This window comes from Polymorphum gilvum SL003B-26A1 (assembly GCF_000192745.1).
Taxonomy (GTDB): Bacteria; Pseudomonadota; Alphaproteobacteria; order Rhizobiales; family Stappiaceae; genus Polymorphum; species Polymorphum gilvum.
Map to the genome: position 1 here is coordinate 2,240,482 of NC_015259.1, position 19,224 is coordinate 2,259,705.

Consider the following 19,224-nt stretch of genomic DNA (forward strand, 5'->3'; position numbering starts at 1 on the left):
CCTCCTCCGATCAGGCGGTCGTTTCGGCGAGATTGCGCCGGGCGACGGTGCGGGGCGCGGCGTCCCGCTCGGCATCGACATTGACCGGCACCGCCAGCGCCAGCCAGGCGCCGTCGAGTTCGACAGCCAGGTCCAGGTCGTCGAAGCGGGCGAGGCGTCGGGCCGTCTCGTCGACGGTCAACCCCGCCAGTTCGGCCGCCCGTGCCGTGCCCACCGGGGCGGCGATCGCCCGATACAGGCGCGCATCGGCGCCTTCCAGCGTCTCGACCGCAAGGCGGGTGTCGCGCCGGCGCATGACGATCGAGGCGCGCGGTCCCTCGCTGACGGTCAGCCGCTCGCCGCCGGCATGGGCGACGGTCCATTCGGTGACCGCTGTCCGCAACTCTTCCGTCAGGGCGATGTGCTCGGGATCCGTGCGGGCCGGAAGGTCGTAGTCGAGCTCGTAGCTCAGCCGCATGAGCAGCGGGGCCGGCACGCGATAGGCGGCTTCCGACAGGCGGAAGGGGCGCACGTTGGTGATGCCGTGGGCCTCGGGGGCGTCGAAATAGGGGCTGAACCGGTGCAGGCCGAGGGCATTGACGCTGACCGGCGGCTGCAGGTGGCGGATGCGTCCGCACAGCGCAATCAGCGCACGCAGATCGTCGGGCGTCTCGCCGGGCGTGCCGACCAGCAGGCCGTAGATCGTGTCGATGCCGTAGGCGCACAGCCATTTCAGAGCCGCGAGTTGGCGGATACCCGAGGCGCCCTTGTCGGTGCGCCTCAGCATGGCGTCGGAGAAGGATTCGATCCCCGGCTGTACGGCGACGACGCCGGCATCGGCGAGCAGGGCGACGTCGGCCCGGGTGAGGTTCGACTTCACCTCGAAGAACAGCTTGATGGCGCGACCGGTCTCCCGACGCAGGCGCGCGAGTTCGGGCAGCAGGGCGAACATGTGCTCGCGCGACAGGATCGCGTCGGTGGCGTAGAGCAGGTAGGGCCGGTGGGCGTCGTAGAGCGCCACGATCTCGTCCAGCACGGCTTGCGGCGAACGCTGGCGGAAACCCTCCTGGACCGTGCGGATACCGCAGAACTTGCAGTGGCGCTTGTCGCCCCACCAGCAGCCGCGCGAGCCTTCGAACAGCAGCGTCAGGTCGTGGGTATGGGCGTAGGGCGAGGCGGCGCGCTGGGCGATGTAGCCGTCGTAGCGGGGCCGCGCGCGTGCCTCCAGCTCGGCGGCGTCAATATGGATCTGCGCGGGTGTCGTGTGCTGCGCGGCGCGGGTGAGCAGGTTCGCCGGCGCCGGCACGGGTTCGCCGGCGAGGTGGCGCACGCCGGCGGCGATGGTGCGGTCGGCGTCCCCCGTCATCACCGCGTCGACCTCGGGAAAGGCCTCGAGCAGGGCCGCGGCCATGTCGCCGTCGCAGCCGGTGCCGCCGAACAGCACCTTCAGCCCCGGCTCGCGCCGTTTGAGCAGCCGCGCCAGGGCGGCCGAGGGCAGCTTCTGCGTGTCGAAGATGATCGAGAAGCCGACCACGTCATAGGCGCCGGCAGGGATCTCGGCGAGGCAGCGCTCGAGGTTCATCTCCGCGGCCATCACGCCCTTGTGCAGTTCCGCCGTCACCCGCTCGCGGCCGTCGCGGCGGCTGGTCTCCAGCGCGACCGCCGCCACCCCCTCGACGAAGGCGTCGATGTCGAGGTCGTGGTAGAGGGGCGTGTAGAGCGCCTGTCCGAGCAGCCCGTGGGTCAGCCCGGGCGAGACCACCGGCGGCAGGCGCAGGGTGCCATAGAAGACATCGCAGGCGATGCCCGTCGCGCGCAGGCATTCGCTCAGGATCTCGATGCCGAGGTTGGGCAGGATCGGGTCGGCCATCGGCATGTGCACGAGCAGGACGCGGGGGCTGCCCCGCCTGCCGCTCGCCTCGGCCGGCGCCGTCCCGTTCCGTCGCGTGCCCATCCTCGTCTCCCCGTCTGCCTGTCGCGGTCCGCGGGCGCCTCAGTGCTTGAGCGCGCCCTTGCGGATGACCAGCTCGCCGGCCTGCATCTCGGCCTCGACGTCGAAGCTCAGGCCGCGGAAGGCGCCGGTCGCCTTGCGCATGCCGCCGCGGGTCGTCTCGGCAAGCGTCGACTGGTCGGCGAACACCGCCTTGAACAGCGCCGCCTGGCGCGCCTCGCTGAGCCTGGCGGCATCCAGCGCCTTGCCGAGCTCGGTGCCCCGGAACGCCGGGTCGAGCCGCACGCGGACCAGGTCGCCGGCGAGGTCGCTGGCCGAGAAGCCGTTGGTGTTGGTGTTCGCGTTAGCATTGGCGTTGGCGTTGGCGAGCGCATTGGCATTGGCGCCGGCGTTCGCATTGGCTCCGGCATTGGCGTTGGCGATCGGCGTCGCGATGGCGACAGTGCCCGGCCCGAACCGGCCGCCGAGCACGGATTCGAGCGTCGCCCGCCGCTCCACCTCGGTCATCTTGCCGAACAGGTCGGAGATCTTCGTCGCCGGGCTGACCTTCGTCGCCGGGACCTCGATGTCGAGCTTGCGCGCGGCCAGCGCCTTCGCCGGATTCTCGTCGAACTCGACCGCGAAGCGGCTGTCTGCCTTGAGCTTCTCGCTGATTTCCTGGAGCTTGGACCAAAGTTCCTTTTCGTCGGCCATGTCGGCCTCCCATCTTGCGGTGCCTCGTCGCCCGCCCGTGCGGGCGAGGCAGGAAAAACGACCGGGAAACGGATGCCGGCGCTACTTGAGGACGCGCCCGCCGGTGACATGGATGTCGGCGCCGCTGACCAGCGCCTCGACCTCGAAGCTGACCCCCCGGAAGGATCCGACGGCCTTCTGGACCTCGCCGAGGGCGCTCGCCTTCTTGTCGACGACGCTGGAGCCGTCGGCGAAGACGGATTTGATCAGCGCTTGCTGGCGGGCTTCGGTGAGTTGCAGCGCTCCGAGCCGCTTGGCCAGGTCCGAGCGTGCGAAGGACTGGTCGAGGCTGACCCGGACGAGGTCGCCGGCGATGTCGACGGCGGCGAAGCCGTTGGTATTGGTGTTGGCATTGGCATTGGCGTTGGCGTTGGCCACCGCATTGGCATTGGCGCCGACATTGGCGTTGGCGACCGGCGTGGCGAGCGCGACATTGCCGGGACCCTCGAGCCGCGAGCCGACCACCGCGTCGATGGTCGCCCGCCGCTCGATGTCGGTCATGCGACCGAGCAGGGTCGACAGGCGCGAGGAGCGCGAATTGGGCGTCGCCGGAACCATGACGTCCAGGTTGCTGCCGCGCAGGGCGCGGGCCGGGCTCTTGTCGAACGCCTCGGCGAACTTGGCGTCGTTCTTGATCTTGTCGTTGATCGATCGGATGGCAATCCAGAGTTCTTCTTCGTCGGCCATGACCGCCTCCCTGGTTGAATGGAGCGCCTGGTTGAACGCCTTGCCGGACCGCAACGAAAGAGGGCGCAAGACGCAATGCGGCGCAAACGGCCCGAAGACCGCTCAGCAGATCCTAAGTTTTCAGGGCATTTCTTCTTGATTAAAAATAATCAGCTCATCACATCCGAAACGCATCCGGATACGAATAATATATTCTTTTTTCTTTATTGAGATAACGATTACATTAAACAGGGATTAGGAGGAGGAGTCAATCGAAATTGCCCTACCTCTGCGGTATGGTGCCGCACCACCGACCCGCCTCCATGTATAAATATTTTATATTCTGATGATTTTTCATTTACTAAAAGTGATAATATGTTTAACTCATTATTTTATTTGTAATTGTCGGTATCTTATTTTTTGATCGTCGTATTGTTGCGTAAAGAAGCGGACGTATGATTCTGGTTGTGTCTGGTTTTTCATTGAGATCATCGGCGCTTTCATGCGGAGTGATGAGCGCGGAGTGCTCGTTCCTGAGCAGGTGGAGTTTCTTGTTCTCCTCCTCAGGTTGCCGTAGGGGGGGCGTTCTTCGGACGTTTGTTCGGGTTGCAAGGCTATCGCGGCCGGTGTCAGGCTGTGGAGGCACGAGGGCGCGGCCTTGGCCTCCCGCTCCTGCCGCGGTCCTTCATCCCCTTCTTCATGGCCCCCCGTTCATGGGATGGCGCCGTGCCGCCCGCTTGCCTAGCGTGTCCGTCGAGGTCCGATCGGGACTGAGCGAAGAGGAGGGCGTTCCATGGTCCGTACACTGATGCGCACGAGTGGGCTTGCCGTAGGGCTTTTCCTGGCCGGCGCGGCCGGTTCCGCGCAGGCCGTGGTCTATTGCACGGCCGTGGGGGTGCCCAGGGGCTGCGTCGTCCGACCGGCGCCGGTCGTCGTGGTGCCGCCGCCGGTCGTCGTGGTGCCGGGCGCGCCGGCGGTGCGTGCGGTGACGCCGGGAGTAGGCGCCCCCGGCGTCGGGGTGCGGCCCGGTGCGGCTGTCAACCTCGGCGGGCCGGTCAACCGCCGGGGCGTGCGCTGAGAGGGGCAAGACGTCCGGGTCAGCCGGGTCAGGGCGGCAGCACCGTCCCGCCCGGCAGTACCGCCGGCAGGTCCAGTTGAACCCGCGTGCCGGATGCGTCCGAGGCGACGGTCAGGCGGGCGCCGATCCGGGCGGCGCGCTCCTGCATGTTGCCGAGCCCCCGGCCGGTCGAGGAGACCGAGGCTCCGCCGTCGCCGTCGTCTTCCACGGCGATGCGGCCGAATGCCTTTCCGTCCGGTACGGTAACGGTTTGCAGCCGCACCCGCACGGTTCCGGCGGCGGAGTGCTTCAGCGCGTTGGTCACCGCCTCGTCAAGGATGCGCAGGATGTTGAGCACGTGGGACGGGCGCAGGTCGTCGAGGATCGGCAGGCCGGGCTGGGTGTCGATCTTCCAGTCGAGGGCGACGTTGCCGGCCCGCAGCCGGCCCTCCATCCGGTCTCGCCACGTCGCCAGGACAAGCATAAGGTCGCCCTGAATGTCGTCCATGGCGTCGACGACCAGGCGGAGATCCTGCAACGCCGTGCGGGCGGCCTCACCGATCGCGGCCGCGTCCTGGTCCTTCTGCCGGGCGAGCGAGACGATCGACACCAGCTGGCCGCCGACGCCGTCGTGAAGGTCGCGCATCAGCCTTGCGCGTTCCTCCATGAGGGCGCTGGCGCGCAGATGATGGCGTTCGCGCTGGAAGCTTGCCCGCAGCGCCGCCTCCGCCTCTTCGACCCGCTGCTTCAGCTGGCGGGCGAACAGCTCGGCAGCGGCGAGTGCGCGCACCAGGCGCAGGGCGACGATACCGCCGACGGCGATGGAGAACAGCGGGGTGTAGAGGCGCACCAGAAGGATGCGCCGGTCACTCAGGATGTCGCCCAGGACCATGATGTCGTGCGCGGCGAGAGCCCCCAGGACCGTGAGGGCAAGCGAAAAGACGAGTCCGGTTTCGTTATGGTCGACGACGTAGGCGCGGGCGCTGAGGACGGCTCCGACCAGCATGCACAGGCCCGCCAACAGCGCGCCCGGAACGAGCATCAGCACGGCCATGGTGAAATCGTCCGAGACCAGTCCGGTGACGACGGCGGCGGTGCCCGGCAGCAGGATGAGCATCGACGCCTTGGGCATCCTGACGCCGAGGTGTCTGGCGATTGCAAGCACCGCCAGTGCGACCTCAAGCAGCGGCAGCCCGTGCAGGGCGCGGTAGACGGAGGGCGAGAAGGTTAGCGTGTTGGGCACCGTTGCGAGGGTGTAGACGGCACCGAGCGTGAGGCTGAGGGCCAACAGGCCGGAGCCGTCGTCGGTCTTCTGCTGGAACCAGAACAGGAACAGCAGGGCGCCGAGGGCGAGATTGACGATCGCGATCGCGCCCGGCAGCAGGAAGAACAGCAGCGTGCGCTGTTCGTGCGCCCGCCGTAGCGGTTGCTCCGCACCGACATAGACGGTCTCCAGATAACCGCTGAGGTAGCCGGGCGAGGCCAGCAGAACGGTCATCTCGACAGGCGTGGATGCCAGCAGCGCGTCGGGAACGGTTGCCAGCAGACTGGTGTTGCGCGCCGGCGGCTGCGCGCTGGAAAAGCCAAGGTCGCCGGCGATTCGGGTGCCGTCGACGCGAAGCTCGATGCGGCCGGTGAAGCGGGGAACGAAAACGGCGAGATTGCCCGACCGGGCCGCGAGGTCGGCAGGCAGGAGGAAGCGGTAGACGCCGGTCTCCTGGGATTGCGGCCGCCTGTTCCAGTTGTGGGGCAGGGTGACGGTCAGCGCGGTTTGTGGAGGGTCGCTCGCCATGCGGAACGCCGCCTCGCGGGCGTGCCAGGCGCCCTCGGGCAAGGGGAAGTCCACCCCGGTGAGGATCCACGTCACCAGCAGCACCAGGGCGGTGAGCAGGACGATGACGGTGAGCCGTTGCGGCCGCCCCTCCACCACGTCCGGAGCCAGGGGGACAGGCGGCGAGTTCACAGCTTGATCAGCCCCTGTTGAACCGCCTCGAACACGGCTTCGCCGCGGTTGGTGACGTGGAGCTTGCGGTAGATCGTCTTGATGTAGCCGGTGACGGTCTGGGGCGAGATGCCCAACTGGGCGGCGATCTCGGCATAGCGATAGCCCTTGGCGATGCCCCATAGGATATCGGCTTCGCGCGGCGTCAGGCGGATCGCCGGTTCGCAGGGTTCGTCGCCGGCCGGCAGCTGGGCGTTGCGCACGATATAGCGCGCGATCGACGCCGAGATCGGCGAATGGCCGCGGACCAGGTCGTGCACCGCCGCGGCGATGTCGTTCGGGAACGCGTCCTTCAGGATGTAGCCCATCGCCCCGACGCGGATGGCCGACAGAACGCTTGCCTCGTCCGCCATCACGGAGACGACCATGATGTCGACCTCCGGCAGGCGCCGGCGCGCCTCGCGGATCAGCGCGATACCGGTTCCGTCGGGCAGGTTCAGGTCGCACAGGATCACGCGCGGCTGCCAGTCGAGACCGGCCAGCCCCTCGCTCAAGGTGCCGCCCTCCTTGACCGTGAAGCCAGCGTCGCCGTCGAGGGCGGCCAGAATATGCGCGCGCGTCGGAGCGTCGTCCTCGATCAGGAGCACGCGAACCGGCGCGCCTGCAGGATTGGCGCCGCCGGCACGCGGCGTGGCCGTGTCATCGATGCCTGTCATGGGCGCTCCGCAGTGCCCGACGCGGCGTGCATGGTGCGTGCGAGCGCCGGCCGCCGGACGATCCGCTCAGTATGTCCCAAAACCGCACCTGCTCCCACCCCAGGTTCATGGCTGCCCGCGCCCGCGTCCTAATGCGTGCCCGGCGGTGCGTCGCGCCAGGCACGGCCTTCCAGTGCCCGCCGGTAGCCGTAGTCGAACAGCGCCTCCATGTAGGCCTCGTCGAAGGGCGCCGGCAGCTTCTTGGTGAAGTCGCTTTCGATGTAGGCGACGTTGAACGCGGCGCCGTGCTTCCTTGCCAGGTCGTACATGATCTGGATCGACTGGACGCCGTGCGCCTTGATGATCGTCGACAGCGAACGGCCGGCGATCGCGAAGGTGCGGCTGCGCGTGGCGTCGAAGCGCGGCTGCATGCTGTTGTTCATCAGCATGTAGAGCGTGCGTTTGCGCCGGTCGACGCTCGGCCGTCTGGCGGTGCCGGGAGAGATGGTGGTCGGCAACGTCAGCACCTGCATGGTCGTGCCGCCGTCGACATGCATTTCCTCGATGGTCACGCCGTTGGCCTCGGCCTTGATGAACACGGGCGGGAACAGGCCGGGAATGCTGGCCGAGGCGAGCAGCACGTCGAGGAACAGGGCGCGCCGGCGCGGGGAGGGCGTCGCAGCGATCTTGCCCATATCCCAGACGACCGGGCGCTGGGCGTCCAGGTTGGTCGTGACGATGTAGAGCCGGCGGCCGTTCCTGTGCGCGGCGGCGATCTCGTCGAGCATCCGGTCGGTCAGCTGTGCGTCGATCGTCCTGCGCAGCGGCGTGGTGTCCATGGCTGCCGCACCGCCGACCAGGCTGGGAAGTCCGGCGAACTTGAACACGCTCTCCTTGCCGATGTCGGTGAAGATCCTGCGCAACTGCTCGTCGTAGTGCGGGCCGAGGAAGGCGAACGGCGCCATGAGCGCGCCGGTCGACACGCCGGATACCAGCTCGTACTGTGGCCGCTGGCCGGCATCCGTCAGGCCGACGAGCAGGCCGGCTCCGAAGGCGCCGTCCTCGCCGCCGCCGGAGATCATCAGCCACTCGGCGCTGCCCCGCTTCAGCACGTCGGGTCCCTTGGCCGCGACCTCGGCGAGGACGCGTTCGATCATGCGGTTCCGGAACGCGCTGCCGTCGTCGTCGGCATAGAAGCGGATATCGTCGAACCCGTCGATGGTCGCGACCGCCTGCTGCGTCTCGTCATAGGTCGCGCGCTGCGGCACGCTCGCACAGGCCGCCAGGAGTGCGACCGCCATGACCAGACTGCCGGGTCTGGTCCATCTGCGGGACCGTGTCTCGACGCGCCGAGGTCCGGCCGCGCGACGCTCCGACACATGGTCTGGCATGGAAGCGCTCCTGCTGCCGGCGGGAGGGGCCGCCGCGGGTAACGACAGCCGCCCGCGCGCCGGTCGTGCCGCTACTGGGTGGCGGCGGCGATGGCGGCCCTGCAGCCGCTCGAGACCTGATCGATCTTCTCGATCAGGCAGCCGCGGACGCGCGCCCGGTCGGGCAGGTGCTGCGAGCACAGCTTCTGGGCGTCGCCCCGGCAGGCGGCCTGCGCCTGCTGGTTGGCCTGCTGCGCCACAGCGTGGCTGGCGACGGCGACAAGAATGCCGGCTGCGGCGAGAAATGTCTTCATGGAGTCCTCCTCGATCCTCGGGAAAAGTGATTAGTCAAGCAGGCGATCATTCGCCCGCTGGTCGCGCCAACTCAACGCCATGAACATGGGGTAGGAAACGATCGGCAAGGGCAGGGCGGTACGATCGATCCCATGGTCGGACTTATGTCGGCGGCCGGCGTTCTCTAAACTCGCGCGGGCCGGCGGGAATGACCTGCGCTCGCCGGCGGGAGAGACAAGGCATGATCGAGAAGCTGGAGATGTTCCTGGCCCTGGCGCGCGAACGCCATTTCGGCCGTGCGGCGGAGGAATGCGGCGTCACCCAGCCGACGCTGTCGGCGGCGATCAAGCAGCTCGAGGACCAGCTTGGCGCACTGCTGGTGCTGCGCGGGTCGCGGTTCCAGGGCTTCACGGCCGAGGGGCTGCGCGTGCTCGACTGGGCCCGGCGCATCGTCGGCGACGCGCGGGCGATGCAGGAGGAACTCAAGGCGGCACGGCACGGGCTGACCGGCCATGTGCACATCGCGGCGATCCCGACCGCCATGGCGGTCGTGCCGCTGCTGACGCGGCCGTTCTGCGACCAGAACCCGCAGGTGACGGTCACGGTCAGTTCGCGGACGTCCATCGAGATCCTGTCCATGCTGGAGAACCTGGAGATCGACGTCGGCATCACCTATCTCGACAACGAGCCGCTCGGCCGCGTCGCGCGGATGCCGCTGTATCGCGAACGCTACCGTCTGGTCATGGCGGCCGGGTTCCCGGACAGTCCCGGCGATCCGGTCGGCTGGGACGAGGTCGGCTCGCTGCCGCTGTGCCTGCTGACCCAGGACATGCAGAACCGGCGGATCCTCGATGCCCGACTCGCCGGTACCGGAGCGGGCGGCACGCCGATCCTCGAGTCCGATTCGCTCATCACGCTGATGGCGCATGTGCGTACCGGCCGCTGGGCGAGCGTGATGCCGGAATCCCTGATCGAGATCTTCGGCGCAGCGGACGGGCTGAAATCGGTGCCCATCGTCGATCCGGGGCCGGGCCATCTGGTGGGGCTGGTGGTCGCGCGGCGCGAGCCGCACCGTCCGGCGATCGCGGCGCTGCTGGCGCTCGCAGGCGGCCTCGCGCGCGATCCCGGCATCGATCGTTAGGTCCCGTCGATAGAAATGTGCAATCGCCCAACGAGACAGCGATATTGATTTCCTCCTGCTTTTTCAGGCTTTTTCTTCGGCAGGCGCATGCTTTGGGAGAGGCCGTATGCCAGTGCAGGATCAGGACGCGCGGATTGCCGAGCAGACGCGTCTCGTCGTCGAACGACACGCGACAACGGAGGGACCGCTGTTGCCGATCCTGCATGAGGTGCAGGAGGAGTTCGGCTGGTTGCCGCCCGCCGCGCTGAGGACGATTGCCGAGGGGCTGAACCTCGGCCGTGCCGAAGTTCACGGCGTGGCGACCTTCTATCACGATTTCCGCACGGAACCGGCCGGGCGCCACCGGCTGAAGATCTGCCGCGCAGAGGCCTGCCAGGCGATGGGCGGTGAGCGCATCGCCGAGCGGGCGCGCGCCGAACTCGGCCTCGACTGGCACGAGACCGCGGCCGACGGCTCGGTGACGCTGGAGCCTGTCTACTGCCTCGGGCTGTGCGCCTGCGCCCCGGCGGCGATGGTCGACGACCGGCTCGAGGGCCGTCTCGATGCCGACCGCTTCGCGCGGATCCTGGCGGAGGTGCGCACATGAGCGTCGTCGTCTATGTGCCGCACGATTCCGGCGCCCGCGCCGTCGGAGCGGATGCGGTCGCGCGGGCGATCGACGCCCAGGCGCGCGGGCGCGGCATCGATGTGACGGTGGTGCGCAACGGATCGCGCGGCCTGTACTGGCTCGAGCCGATGGTCGAGGTCGCGACGCCGGCCGGGCGCGTCGCCTACGGACCGGTGATGGCTGCCGACGTCGCCGGCCTGTTCGACGCCGGCTTCGTCACGGACTTCAGCACCGGTGCACCGCATCCCCTGGCCCTCGGCCTGACGGAACGGATCCCGTTCCTGGCCCGCCAGACACGGCTGACCTTCGCGCGCTGCGGCATCACGGACCCGCTGTCGCTCGACGACTACCGGGCGTTGGGCGGACTGGCCGGACTGCAGAAGGCGGTTGCGATGCCGCCGGCCGAGATCGTCGAGACGGTCACCGCCTCGGGCCTGCGCGGGCGCGGCGGCGCGGGCTTTCCGACCGGGATCAAGTGGAAGACCGTTCTGGAGGCAGCCGGGCCGCAGAAATACATCGTCTGCAACGCCGACGAGGGCGACAGCGGCACCTTCGCCGACCGCATGATCATGGAGGGCGATCCCTTCGTGCTGATCGAGGGGATGGCCATCGCCGGCATCGCCACCGGCGCGACCAGGGGCTACGTCTATCTGCGCTCCGAATATCCCGACGCGATCGCCGTGATGCGCGAGGCGGTCGACCGCGCGCGCCGGCACGGCGTGCTCGGCCCGCGCGTGCTCGGCTCGCCGCATGCCTTCGACATGGAGATCCGGGTCGGGGCCGGGGCCTATGTCTGCGGCGAGGAGACCGCGCTGCTGAACAGCCTGGAAGGCAAGCGCGGCGTGGTGCGTGCCAAGCCGCCGCTGCCCGCCCACCACGGCTTCCTCGGCCGGCCGACCGTGGTCAACAACGTCATCTCGCTCGCCAGCGTGCCGATCATCCTCGACCGCGGGGCGGCGTTCTACCGCGATTTCGGCATGGGCCGCTCGCGCGGCACGATACCGATCCAGATCGCCGGCAACGTCCGGTACGGCGGCCTGTTCGAGACCGCCTTCGGGTTGACCCTCGGCGAGATCGTCGACGACATCGCCGGCGGCACGGCCAGCGGCCGCCCGGTCAAGGCGGTTCAGGTCGGCGGGCCGCTCGGCGCCTATTTCCCGCGCGCCCTGTTCGACACGCCGTTCGACTACGAGGAGTTCGCCCGCCGCGACGGGCTGATCGGCCATGCCGGCGTGGTCGTCTTCGACGACAGCGTCGACATGCTCAGTCAGGCGCGCTTCGCCTTCGAGTTCTGCGCGGTCGAGAGCTGCGGCAAGTGCACGCCGTGCCGCATCGGCGCCGTGCGCGGCGTCGAGGTCGCCGACAGGATCGCCGCCGGGCAGGACCCGGAGGCGCAGATCGCGCTGATCGCCGATCTCTGCACCACGATGAAACACGGCTCGCTGTGCGCCCTGGGCGGCTTCACGCCCTATCCGGTGATGAGCGCGCTGACGCATTTCCGGCAGGATTTCCAGCCCCGTTCCCCCCGTTCCCATGCCGAAGCCGCGGAGTGACCCCATGGAGCTTATCCGGGAAACCGACTACGGCACGCCGCCGTCCCGTTCGCAAAAGACCGTCACGCTGACCATCGACGGCTTCGAGGTGAGCGTGCCGGAAGGCACCTCGCTTATGCGCGCGGCGATGGAGATCGGCATCAAGGTGCCCAAGCTGTGCGCCACCGACATGGTCGACGCGTTCGGCTCCTGCCGACTGTGTCTGGTCGAGATCGAGGGGCGGGCCGGAACGCCGGCCTCCTGCACCACGCCGGCGGCGCAGGGCATGGTCGTGCACACCCAGACCGGGCGGCTGAAGGACCTGCGCCGGGGCGTGATGGAGCTTTACATCTCCGACCACCCGCTGGACTGTCTGACCTGCGCGGCCAACGGCGACTGCGAGCTGCAGGATATGGCCGGCGCGGTCGGCCTGCGCGAGGTGCGCTACGAGGCGGTCGACACCCACTTCCGGCCGCGCCGGACCGGCGGCGACGCTAATCCGCAATGGCTGCCCAAGGACGAGAGCAATCCCTATTTCACCTACGACCCGTCCAAGTGCATCGTCTGTTCGCGCTGCGTGCGCGCCTGCGAGGAGGTCCAGGGCACCTTCGCGCTGACCATCGAGGGGCGCGGTTTCGGCTCGCGCGTCGCGGCGGGTCTGGCGGAGCCGTTCGTCGCCTCCGAATGCGTGTCCTGCGGCGCCTGCGTGCAGGCCTGCCCGACCGCCACGCTGCAGGAAAAGTCGGTGATCGAGATCGGCTTGCCGGAGCATTCGCGGGTGACGACCTGCGCCTATTGCGGCGTCGGCTGCTCGTTCAAGGCCGAGATGCGCGGCGAGGAACTGGTGCGCATGGTGCCCTACAAGGACGGCAAGGCCAACCGGGGCCATTCCTGCGTCAAGGGCCGGTTCGCCTACGGCTATGCCAATCACCGTGACCGCATCCTCAAGCCGATGATCCGCAAGTCCATTTCCGATCCCTGGCAGGAAGTGTCCTGGGACGAGGCGCTGGCCTATGCGGCAAGCGAGTTCCGCCGCATCCAGTACCAGCATGGCCGCAGCGCGGTCGGCGGCATCACTTCGTCGCGCTGCACCAACGAGGAAACCTACCTGGTCCAGAAGCTGATCCGCTCGGTGTTCGGCAACAACAACGTCGACACCTGCGCGCGCGTGTGCCACTCGCCGACCGGCTATGGCCTGAAGACGACCTACGGCACCTCGGCCGGAACGCAGGACTTCGACAGCGTCGAGCACACCGACGTGGTGCTGCTGATCGGTGCCAATCCGACCGACGGCCACCCGGTATTCGCCTCCCGGCTGAAGAAGCGGCTGCGCGCCGGGGCGAAGCTGATCGTGGTCGATCCCAGGCGTATCGACCTGGTCCGCTCGCCGCATGTGGAGGCGGCGCATCATCTTGCCCTGCGGCCGGGGACCAACGTCGCCGTGCTCACCGCCATGGCTCATGTCATCGTCACGGAAGGCCTTGTCGACGAGGCCTTCGTGCGCGAGCGCTGCGACTGGGACGCCTTCCAGGACTGGGCGGCGTTCGTGTCCGAGCCGCGCCACAGTCCTGAATCCGTCTCGCAGGTGACCGGAGTCGCACCCGAAACCCTCCGCTCCGCCGCGCGCCTGTTCGCCACCGGCGGCAACGGCTCGATCTACTACGGCCTCGGTGTCACCGAGCACAGCCAGGGCTCGACCACCGTGATGGCGATCGCCAACCTGGCGATGGCGACCGGCAACATCGGCCGACCCGGTGTCGGGGTCAATCCGCTGCGCGGCCAGAACAACGTCCAGGGCTCCTGCGACATGGGCTCGTTCCCGCACGAACTGCCCGGCTACCGGCACGTGTCGGATGACGCGACGCGGGCGGTGTTCGAACGGCTGTGGGGCACGGCCATCGACGACGAGCCGGGCCTGCGCATCCCCAACATGCTCGACGCCGCCGTCGACGGCAGCTTCAAGGGACTCTACGTCCAGGGCGAGGACATCCTGCAGTCCGACCCGGACACGAAACATGTCGCGGCCGGCCTGGCGGCGATGGAATGCGTCGTCGTGCACGACCTGTTCCTGAACGAGACCGCCAATTACGCGCATGTGTTCCTGCCGGGCTCGACCTTCCTGGAAAAAGACGGCACCTTCACCAACGCCGAGCGGCGGATCAATCGGGTGCGCAAGGTGATGACGCCGAAGAACGGCCTCGCCGACTGGCAGGTGACGCAGGCCCTCGCCAACGCCATGGGCGCCGGCTGGAGCTATGCCGACCCGTCCGAGATCATGGACGAGATCGCCGCCACGACGCCGAGCTTCGCCGGCGTCTCCTATGCGCTGCTGGACCGGGCGGGGTCGGTGCAGTGGCCGTGCAACGAGACGGCTCCGCTCGGCACGCCGGTGATGCACATCGACGGCTTCGTGCGCGGCAAGGGCCGGTTCATCCTGACCGAATATGTCGCCACCGACGAGAAGACCGGCCCGCGCTTTCCGCTGCTGCTGACCACCGGCCGCATTCTCAGCCAATACAACGTCGGTGCCCAGACCCGGCGCACGGCCAACGTCGTCTGGCACGAGGAGGACCGGCTGGAGATCCATCCCCACGACGCCGAGCAGCGCGGCATCAAGGACGGCGCCTGGGTGCGGCTTTCCAGCCGCTCCGGCGAGACGACGCTGCGCGCGCTGATTACCGACCGCGTGGCGCCGGGCGTGGTCTACACCACCTTCCACCATCCGGCGACCCAGGCCAACGTGATCACCACCGACTATTCGGACTGGGCGACCAACTGTCCGGAGTACAAGGTGACCGCGGTCCAGGTGTCGCCCTCGAACGGACCGACCGACTGGCAGGTCGACTACGAGGAACACGCGCGGCTGTCGCGGCGGATTGCGACGCCGCTGGAGGCAGCGGAATGAGGGCGGCTGGGGGGAGCGGCGGCGGGCCGCTGCGGACCGGCGTTCAGGGGGATGGTCATGGCGCCTGACAAGCTCGTCTACATGGCCAACCAGATCGCGACCTTCTTCGCCAGCATGCCGCCCGAGGAGGCGAGTGCCGGCGTGGCGGAGCACATCAACAGCTTCTGGGAACCGCGCATGCGCGCCCAGCTGTTCGCGCTGGCCGAGGCGGGCGACGCCGGTCTGTCGCCGCTGGTGCGCGAGGCCCTGCCGAAGATCCGCCGGCCGGCCGTCGCGCAGGGCTGATGCCGGCCGCCTTGCCGCGATCGCATCGTCCCATCGTCCCGGTTCCGACCGTCGTCTCGCCACCGTCGCCCCTGCGCGTCCACGGCCCGGCCATACTCGCCGAAGGTCATCCCGGGCGAGCAGCGCGAGACCCGGGGCCTACTCGTTCGCAGAGCGGTGGTTTCGGCAGGCGGCGCGGCACCAGGCGAGCACAGCGTCGGCATCGGGCGGGAGCGTCCGGCCGATGCCGCCGTGGAAGGCTTCGAAGGCTTCGGCATAGTCGGCGCGCACGCCGATCAACACCGGTATGCCGGCACACAGCGCCCTTTCCAGGACCGTGCGCAGCCCGTGGCCTTCGGATTCGGCGCGGCCGAAGCGGTTGACGACCAGCAGGTCGGCGCCGCGCGCGCAGTCGGCCTCGAGGCGTCCGGCGACATCGGCGATGGCGCCCGGGTCGAGCCGGCAGCCGCTGGCGAAGCGACCGCGATCCTGGAGCACGGGAACCTGCCAGCGCTCGCGCAGGCCTTCGAGGCACACGCTGCGGTCCAGGCAATCGGCGTCGGTGCCGGTGGTCTGGATCACCCCGGCAAGGTCCAGCCCGTCGGACCGCAACTGCCCTGCGACTTGCCGCAGCAGGGCGTCGATTGGAAACTTGCGGTCGAAGACGATGCCGGCGAGGTGGCCGACAGCGTGCTCGGCACCGTCCTCTGCGGTTCCGTCGGAGCCCGCGGTGTTGGCTTCTGCCGTCATGTCCATGGCATCACTCGTCCGCCATCCTGCCGTTCGGGTTCGCGGGCCTGTCTGGATGGGCCGCCGTCCGTCCCATGGGTAGCACGCCCATGGACGCCAGACCACATCCAGCCCCTGTTGGCGACCCGGTGCGCCATGTCAGACCAGGATTCGCTCGGCATGGGTGTGCACGTCGAAACGGCCGTCGCGTGCGCTTGCGACCAGGGTGATGCCGGCGGCCTCGGCGGTGCGCACCGCAAGGGCGGTCGGCGCGGAGACGGCGACGAGGACAGGGGCGCCGAGGACGGCTGCCTTCTGGACCATCTCGACCGACACGCGGCTGGTCAGCAGGAGCAGGGCTCCGGCGGCGGTCCGGCCGGAGCGCAGCAGCGCGCCGGCAAGCTTGTCGAGGGCGTTGTGGCGGCCGACGTCCTCGCGCAGGGCGACGAGGCCTTCTGCGGGCGTCCACAGCGCCGCGGCGTGGACGGCGCGGGTCTGCTGATACAGCACCTGGTCGTCGATCATGCTGCGCTGCGCTGCGCCGATCGAGGTCGCGTCGAAACGGCCGCCGACGGCCACCCGGGCCGCCGTCGGCACGGCCGCCTCCAGGCTCTCGATGCCGCACAGGCCGCAGCCGGTCGGGCCGGACAGGCGGCGCCGCCGGTCGAGGAAGCGGGCGGCGGCGTCGGTCTCGAGCCAGATGCGCAGATCGATCCCCTCATCGAGGATTTCGACATCGAGCGAACGGATTTGCTCGGGACGCTCGATCTGGCCTTCTGTGAGGCTGAAGCCGTAGGCGAAATCCTCCAGATCCGACGGCGAGGCCATCATCACGGCATGGGTGGTGCCGTTGTAGGTGAGGGCGACCGGAGTCTCTTCAGGGATGAACCGCTCGGCAGTGGCGGTCGCCGCCGCGGTCCAGCACATCGGCTCGACGCGGCGCAACGGGGTGCCAGGGGCGGCGCCGTGGGCGTCGTCAGGCGCGTGCTTGGGGGCTGCAGGCGTGGGGCTGGCCTTGGTCTGTGTCATCAGGTCGCGTCAATCGTGTCGAGGCCGTTCCGATGCCGTTCTGGTGCCGTTCTGGCGGCCGATCAGCATAACACCACAGTCCGTCCCAGGGTCAAAGGCCGATCTGGCCTGCAAGACCCTCCGGTCGGCGCCGACCGGCCCTTGCGCCACCCCCTCGGCCACCCCGGCCGCAGCGTAGCGGAGAGCCGGGGCCTGCTCGCGGAGCCGCCCGCCGCGGGGGCAGAAGGGGCAAGGCGGCGCGGACTGACGTCTGCACCCACCGTTCTGGGGCCGGGTGCGTCCCGGGTTTCGCGCGCTCCCCGGGGTGACGGTAGTGGGTGTGGCGGGGCGTGGCTCAGAAACGGATCGCTCGAACTCAATTAGCCGGCTTATAAGCTCTGATTCGCGCAGCTAACCGCCATTGCCCAGCACGCCGGATGCGTAAGATTAGCCGGCTCATGTTATCCGCGAAAGCCGACCAGGCCGTCGGCGAGGCGGGCGAACAAGCGCACCCCGATCGGGATCAGGTCGTCGGAAAAGTCGTAGTCGGGGTTGTGCAGGCCGGCGACGTCGGCACCGGCGCCGAGGAAAACCATCGCCGCTTTCGCCCGCAGGCCGAAGCGGCCGAAGTCCTCCGAGCCGCGCATCGGCAAGTGGCCTTCGGACGACGGGATCGCTTCGGCTGCCAGCGCCGCCCGGATCAGGGCGACGGCGTCCGGATCGTTCTCGCAATGGTGGAAGACGTCGTCGTAGGCGATCGAAAGGCCCAGGTCGCCGGCGGCGGCCGCGTCGCGCGCCAGCGCCTCGGCGTCGGTGCACAGGGCCTCCATGCGCGTGTCGACGAGGGTGCGCAGCGTCGCCCAGATCTCGGCCTCGCCGGGCGCGATGCCGAAGGCCGGCTCGCCCATGCGGGCATGGGTGACCGTTACCAGGCGAAAGTCCGGGCCGGGCGGCTCGGTCGCGGCCGGGGCGTCGGACAGTGCGGTCAGCGCCGGCATCAGCCGGGCGACGGCGGCCATCGGCGATATGCCCCGGTCCGGCTGCGAGGCATGGGCGGTGCGCCCGGTGAGGCGGAGGCGCAAGCCGCGCGAGGCGCAGTTGACCGGCCCCGTGACGATGTCGGCATGGCCGAACGGCCGGCCGGGCAGGTTGTGGAGCGCGAAGGCGTAGTCGGGGGCGATCGCGGCGAAGCGCGGGTCGGCGATCACGGCGGCGGCGCCGGAGCCGTCCTCCTCGGCTGGCTGGAACAGCAGCACGAGGCGGCCGCGCTGCGGCCGGCGCCGGCCGACGAGGCGGGCGAGGCCGACAAGGATCGCCATGTGGCCGTCATGGCCGCACAGGTGGCCCCTGCCGGGCATCTCGGAGCGGTGGGGACGGCTCGACTGCTCCTCGATCGGCAGGCCGTCCAGCTCGCAGCGGACCAGCATCGTCGGTCCCGGCTCGGAGCCGTCGTAGACGGCGGCAACGCCGTGGCCGCCGAGGCCGGTCAGGATCCGGTCTGGCCGTGTCCCGGCCAGTTCGGCGCGGATGGCCGCCGCGGTCTCTGCCTCCGCGCGCGAGACCTCCGGCCGCCGGTGCAGGCGCCGGCGCAGGTCTGTGAGGTCGGCGACGTCGCGGTTGGTGAGGGCCGGCGGGGCGGCCGAAGGGGTCTGGTCGGTCATGGCGTCCCGGTCTTGCGATGTCTGGCGCGATGTCTGGCACGATGTCTGGCACCAGCATAGCGGCGCGCTGACCCGGCGAACAGGTCGGCATCGGGACGCGACTTTCCCGACCGCCGCCCCGGGGTGGGCCGGTGCGGCGGCCGGTGCTGTCTGGACAGACAGCGCGCCCGGCCGGGCCGGATCAGTCTTCCCTGTAGCCGAGCGGCGGGATGCCCTGTTCGGCGCCGAAATACTTGTAGGGCAGGAACTTGCCCGACATCCTGATCGCCACGCGGTCGCCCTTGGGGTCGGCCTGGCGCTCCATTTCGAAGTCGAAGTCGATCGCCGACATGATGCCGTCGCCGAATTCCTCCTCGATCAGCGCCTTCCAGGCCGGGCCGTTGATCATCACCAGTTCGTAGAAGCGGTAGATCAGCGGGTCGGTCGGCGGCATCGGCGTGCCGGTGCCGCGCATCGGCACTTCGTTGAGCATGCGTTCCTCGGCCGGGCTGAGGCCGAACAGCGCGGCCGCGGTCCTGGCCAGCGGCTTGACCAGCTTGTGCTGGCCGAGCAGCGCGCCGACGACGAGCACCGGGCTCATGCCGCCGATCGCGTCTGTGATGTGTTTCCAGGTCCAGCCCTTCTCGCGCTTGATGTCGAGGATCTTCTCGGTCAGTTGCTCACGGGTCATGGGGTCTCCTTGTCGGGATGC

The 19,224-nt window shown here is 69.1% G+C and carries 17 protein-coding genes; 6 read left to right on the forward strand and 11 right to left on the reverse strand.

Annotated elements, in window-relative coordinates:
• Nucleotides 1-10: 10 nt before the first annotated feature.
• The 3 genes from SL003B_RS10730 to SL003B_RS10740 all read right to left on the reverse strand — a co-directional run bounded on the left by SL003B_RS10730 (nucleotide 11) and on the right by SL003B_RS10740 (nucleotide 3,349).
• Nucleotides 11-1,933, reverse strand: coding sequence for a RiPP maturation radical SAM C-methyltransferase (locus tag SL003B_RS10730; protein WP_013652861.1), 1,923 nt, complete (start codon nucleotides 1,931-1,933; stop codon nucleotides 11-13).
• A gap of 39 nt (nucleotides 1,934-1,972) precedes the next feature.
• A complete protein-coding gene (locus tag SL003B_RS10735) occupies nucleotides 1,973-2,623 on the reverse strand; it encodes a DUF5969 family protein (RefSeq protein ID WP_013652862.1) in 651 nt (216 codons plus the stop codon).
• A gap of 81 nt (nucleotides 2,624-2,704) precedes the next feature.
• Nucleotides 2,705-3,349 carry a DUF5969 family protein gene (locus SL003B_RS10740; protein ID WP_013652863.1) on the reverse strand — a complete coding sequence of 215 codons (645 nt, stop codon included), beginning with the start codon at nucleotides 3,347-3,349 and terminating at the stop codon, nucleotides 2,705-2,707.
• Nucleotides 3,350-4,121: 772 nt separating this feature from the next.
• Between SL003B_RS10740 and SL003B_RS10745 the strand changes: the two genes are divergently transcribed.
• Nucleotides 4,122-4,406, forward strand: coding sequence for a hypothetical protein (locus SL003B_RS10745; RefSeq protein ID WP_013652864.1), 285 nt, complete (start codon nucleotides 4,122-4,124; stop codon nucleotides 4,404-4,406).
• Between the two features lie 28 nt (nucleotides 4,407-4,434).
• Here the strand turns inward: SL003B_RS10745 and SL003B_RS10750 are convergent, their stop codons facing one another.
• From SL003B_RS10750 to SL003B_RS10765, 4 genes are all read right to left on the reverse strand, one after another.
• On the reverse strand, nucleotides 4,435-6,348 hold the full coding sequence (locus tag SL003B_RS10750) for a sensor histidine kinase (protein WP_041375494.1): 1,914 nt from the start codon (nucleotides 6,346-6,348) through the stop codon (nucleotides 4,435-4,437).
• Nucleotides 6,345-7,043, reverse strand: coding sequence for a response regulator (locus SL003B_RS10755; protein ID WP_013652866.1), 699 nt, complete (start codon nucleotides 7,041-7,043; stop codon nucleotides 6,345-6,347). The genes SL003B_RS10750 and SL003B_RS10755 overlap by 4 nt, the downstream gene beginning before the upstream one ends.
• A 128-nt stretch (nucleotides 7,044-7,171) precedes the next feature.
• On the reverse strand, nucleotides 7,172-8,323 hold the full coding sequence (locus tag SL003B_RS10760) for a patatin-like phospholipase family protein (RefSeq protein ID WP_013652867.1): 1,152 nt from the start codon (nucleotides 8,321-8,323) through the stop codon (nucleotides 7,172-7,174).
• Between the two features lie 161 nt (nucleotides 8,324-8,484).
• Entirely contained in the window at nucleotides 8,485-8,706 is a 222-nt protein-coding gene (locus SL003B_RS10765) for a hypothetical protein (RefSeq protein ID WP_013652868.1), read from the reverse strand.
• A 221-nt stretch (nucleotides 8,707-8,927) separates the two neighbouring features.
• On the opposite strand from SL003B_RS10765, the gene SL003B_RS10770 reads away from it, so the two are divergent.
• The 5 genes from SL003B_RS10770 (at nucleotide 8,928) to SL003B_RS10790 (ending at nucleotide 15,156) form a co-directional block, all read left to right on the forward strand.
• A complete protein-coding gene (locus SL003B_RS10770; RefSeq protein ID WP_013652869.1) occupies nucleotides 8,928-9,827 on the forward strand; it encodes a LysR family transcriptional regulator in 900 nt (299 codons plus the stop codon).
• 106 nt (nucleotides 9,828-9,933) lie between these two features.
• Nucleotides 9,934-10,413, forward strand: a complete 480-nt coding sequence (locus tag SL003B_RS10775) for a formate dehydrogenase subunit gamma (RefSeq protein ID WP_041375495.1) — start codon at nucleotides 9,934-9,936, stop codon at nucleotides 10,411-10,413.
• Entirely contained in the window at nucleotides 10,410-11,987 is a 1,578-nt protein-coding gene (locus SL003B_RS10780; protein WP_013652871.1) for a formate dehydrogenase beta subunit, read from the forward strand. The genes SL003B_RS10775 and SL003B_RS10780 overlap by 4 nt, the downstream gene beginning before the upstream one ends.
• Nucleotides 11,988-11,991: 4 nt before the next feature.
• Entirely contained in the window at nucleotides 11,992-14,871 is a 2,880-nt protein-coding gene (gene fdhF / locus SL003B_RS10785; RefSeq protein ID WP_013652872.1) for a formate dehydrogenase subunit alpha, read from the forward strand.
• 57 nt (nucleotides 14,872-14,928) lie between these two features.
• A complete protein-coding gene (locus SL003B_RS10790; RefSeq protein WP_041376039.1) occupies nucleotides 14,929-15,156 on the forward strand; it encodes a formate dehydrogenase subunit delta in 228 nt (75 codons plus the stop codon).
• Between the two features lie 138 nt (nucleotides 15,157-15,294).
• Here the strand turns inward: SL003B_RS10790 and SL003B_RS10795 are convergent, their stop codons facing one another.
• The 4 genes from SL003B_RS10795 to cynS all read right to left on the reverse strand — a co-directional run bounded on the left by SL003B_RS10795 (nucleotide 15,295) and on the right by cynS (nucleotide 19,203).
• Nucleotides 15,295-15,891 carry a DUF2478 domain-containing protein gene (locus tag SL003B_RS10795; RefSeq protein ID WP_013652874.1) on the reverse strand — a complete coding sequence of 199 codons (597 nt, stop codon included), beginning with the start codon at nucleotides 15,889-15,891 and terminating at the stop codon, nucleotides 15,295-15,297.
• A gap of 132 nt (nucleotides 15,892-16,023) precedes the next feature.
• On the reverse strand, nucleotides 16,024-16,791 hold the full coding sequence (gene fdhD, locus SL003B_RS10800; RefSeq protein ID WP_041376041.1) for a formate dehydrogenase accessory sulfurtransferase FdhD: 768 nt from the start codon (nucleotides 16,789-16,791) through the stop codon (nucleotides 16,024-16,026).
• Nucleotides 16,792-17,333: 542 nt separating this feature from the next.
• Nucleotides 17,334-18,533 (reverse strand): amidohydrolase, encoded by a 1,200-nt coding sequence (locus SL003B_RS10805; protein WP_013652877.1) that lies wholly within the window; start codon nucleotides 18,531-18,533, stop codon nucleotides 17,334-17,336.
• Between the two features lie 181 nt (nucleotides 18,534-18,714).
• Entirely contained in the window at nucleotides 18,715-19,203 is a 489-nt protein-coding gene (gene cynS / locus SL003B_RS10810) for a cyanase (RefSeq protein ID WP_013652878.1), read from the reverse strand.
• Between the last annotated feature and the right edge of the window lie 21 nt (nucleotides 19,204-19,224).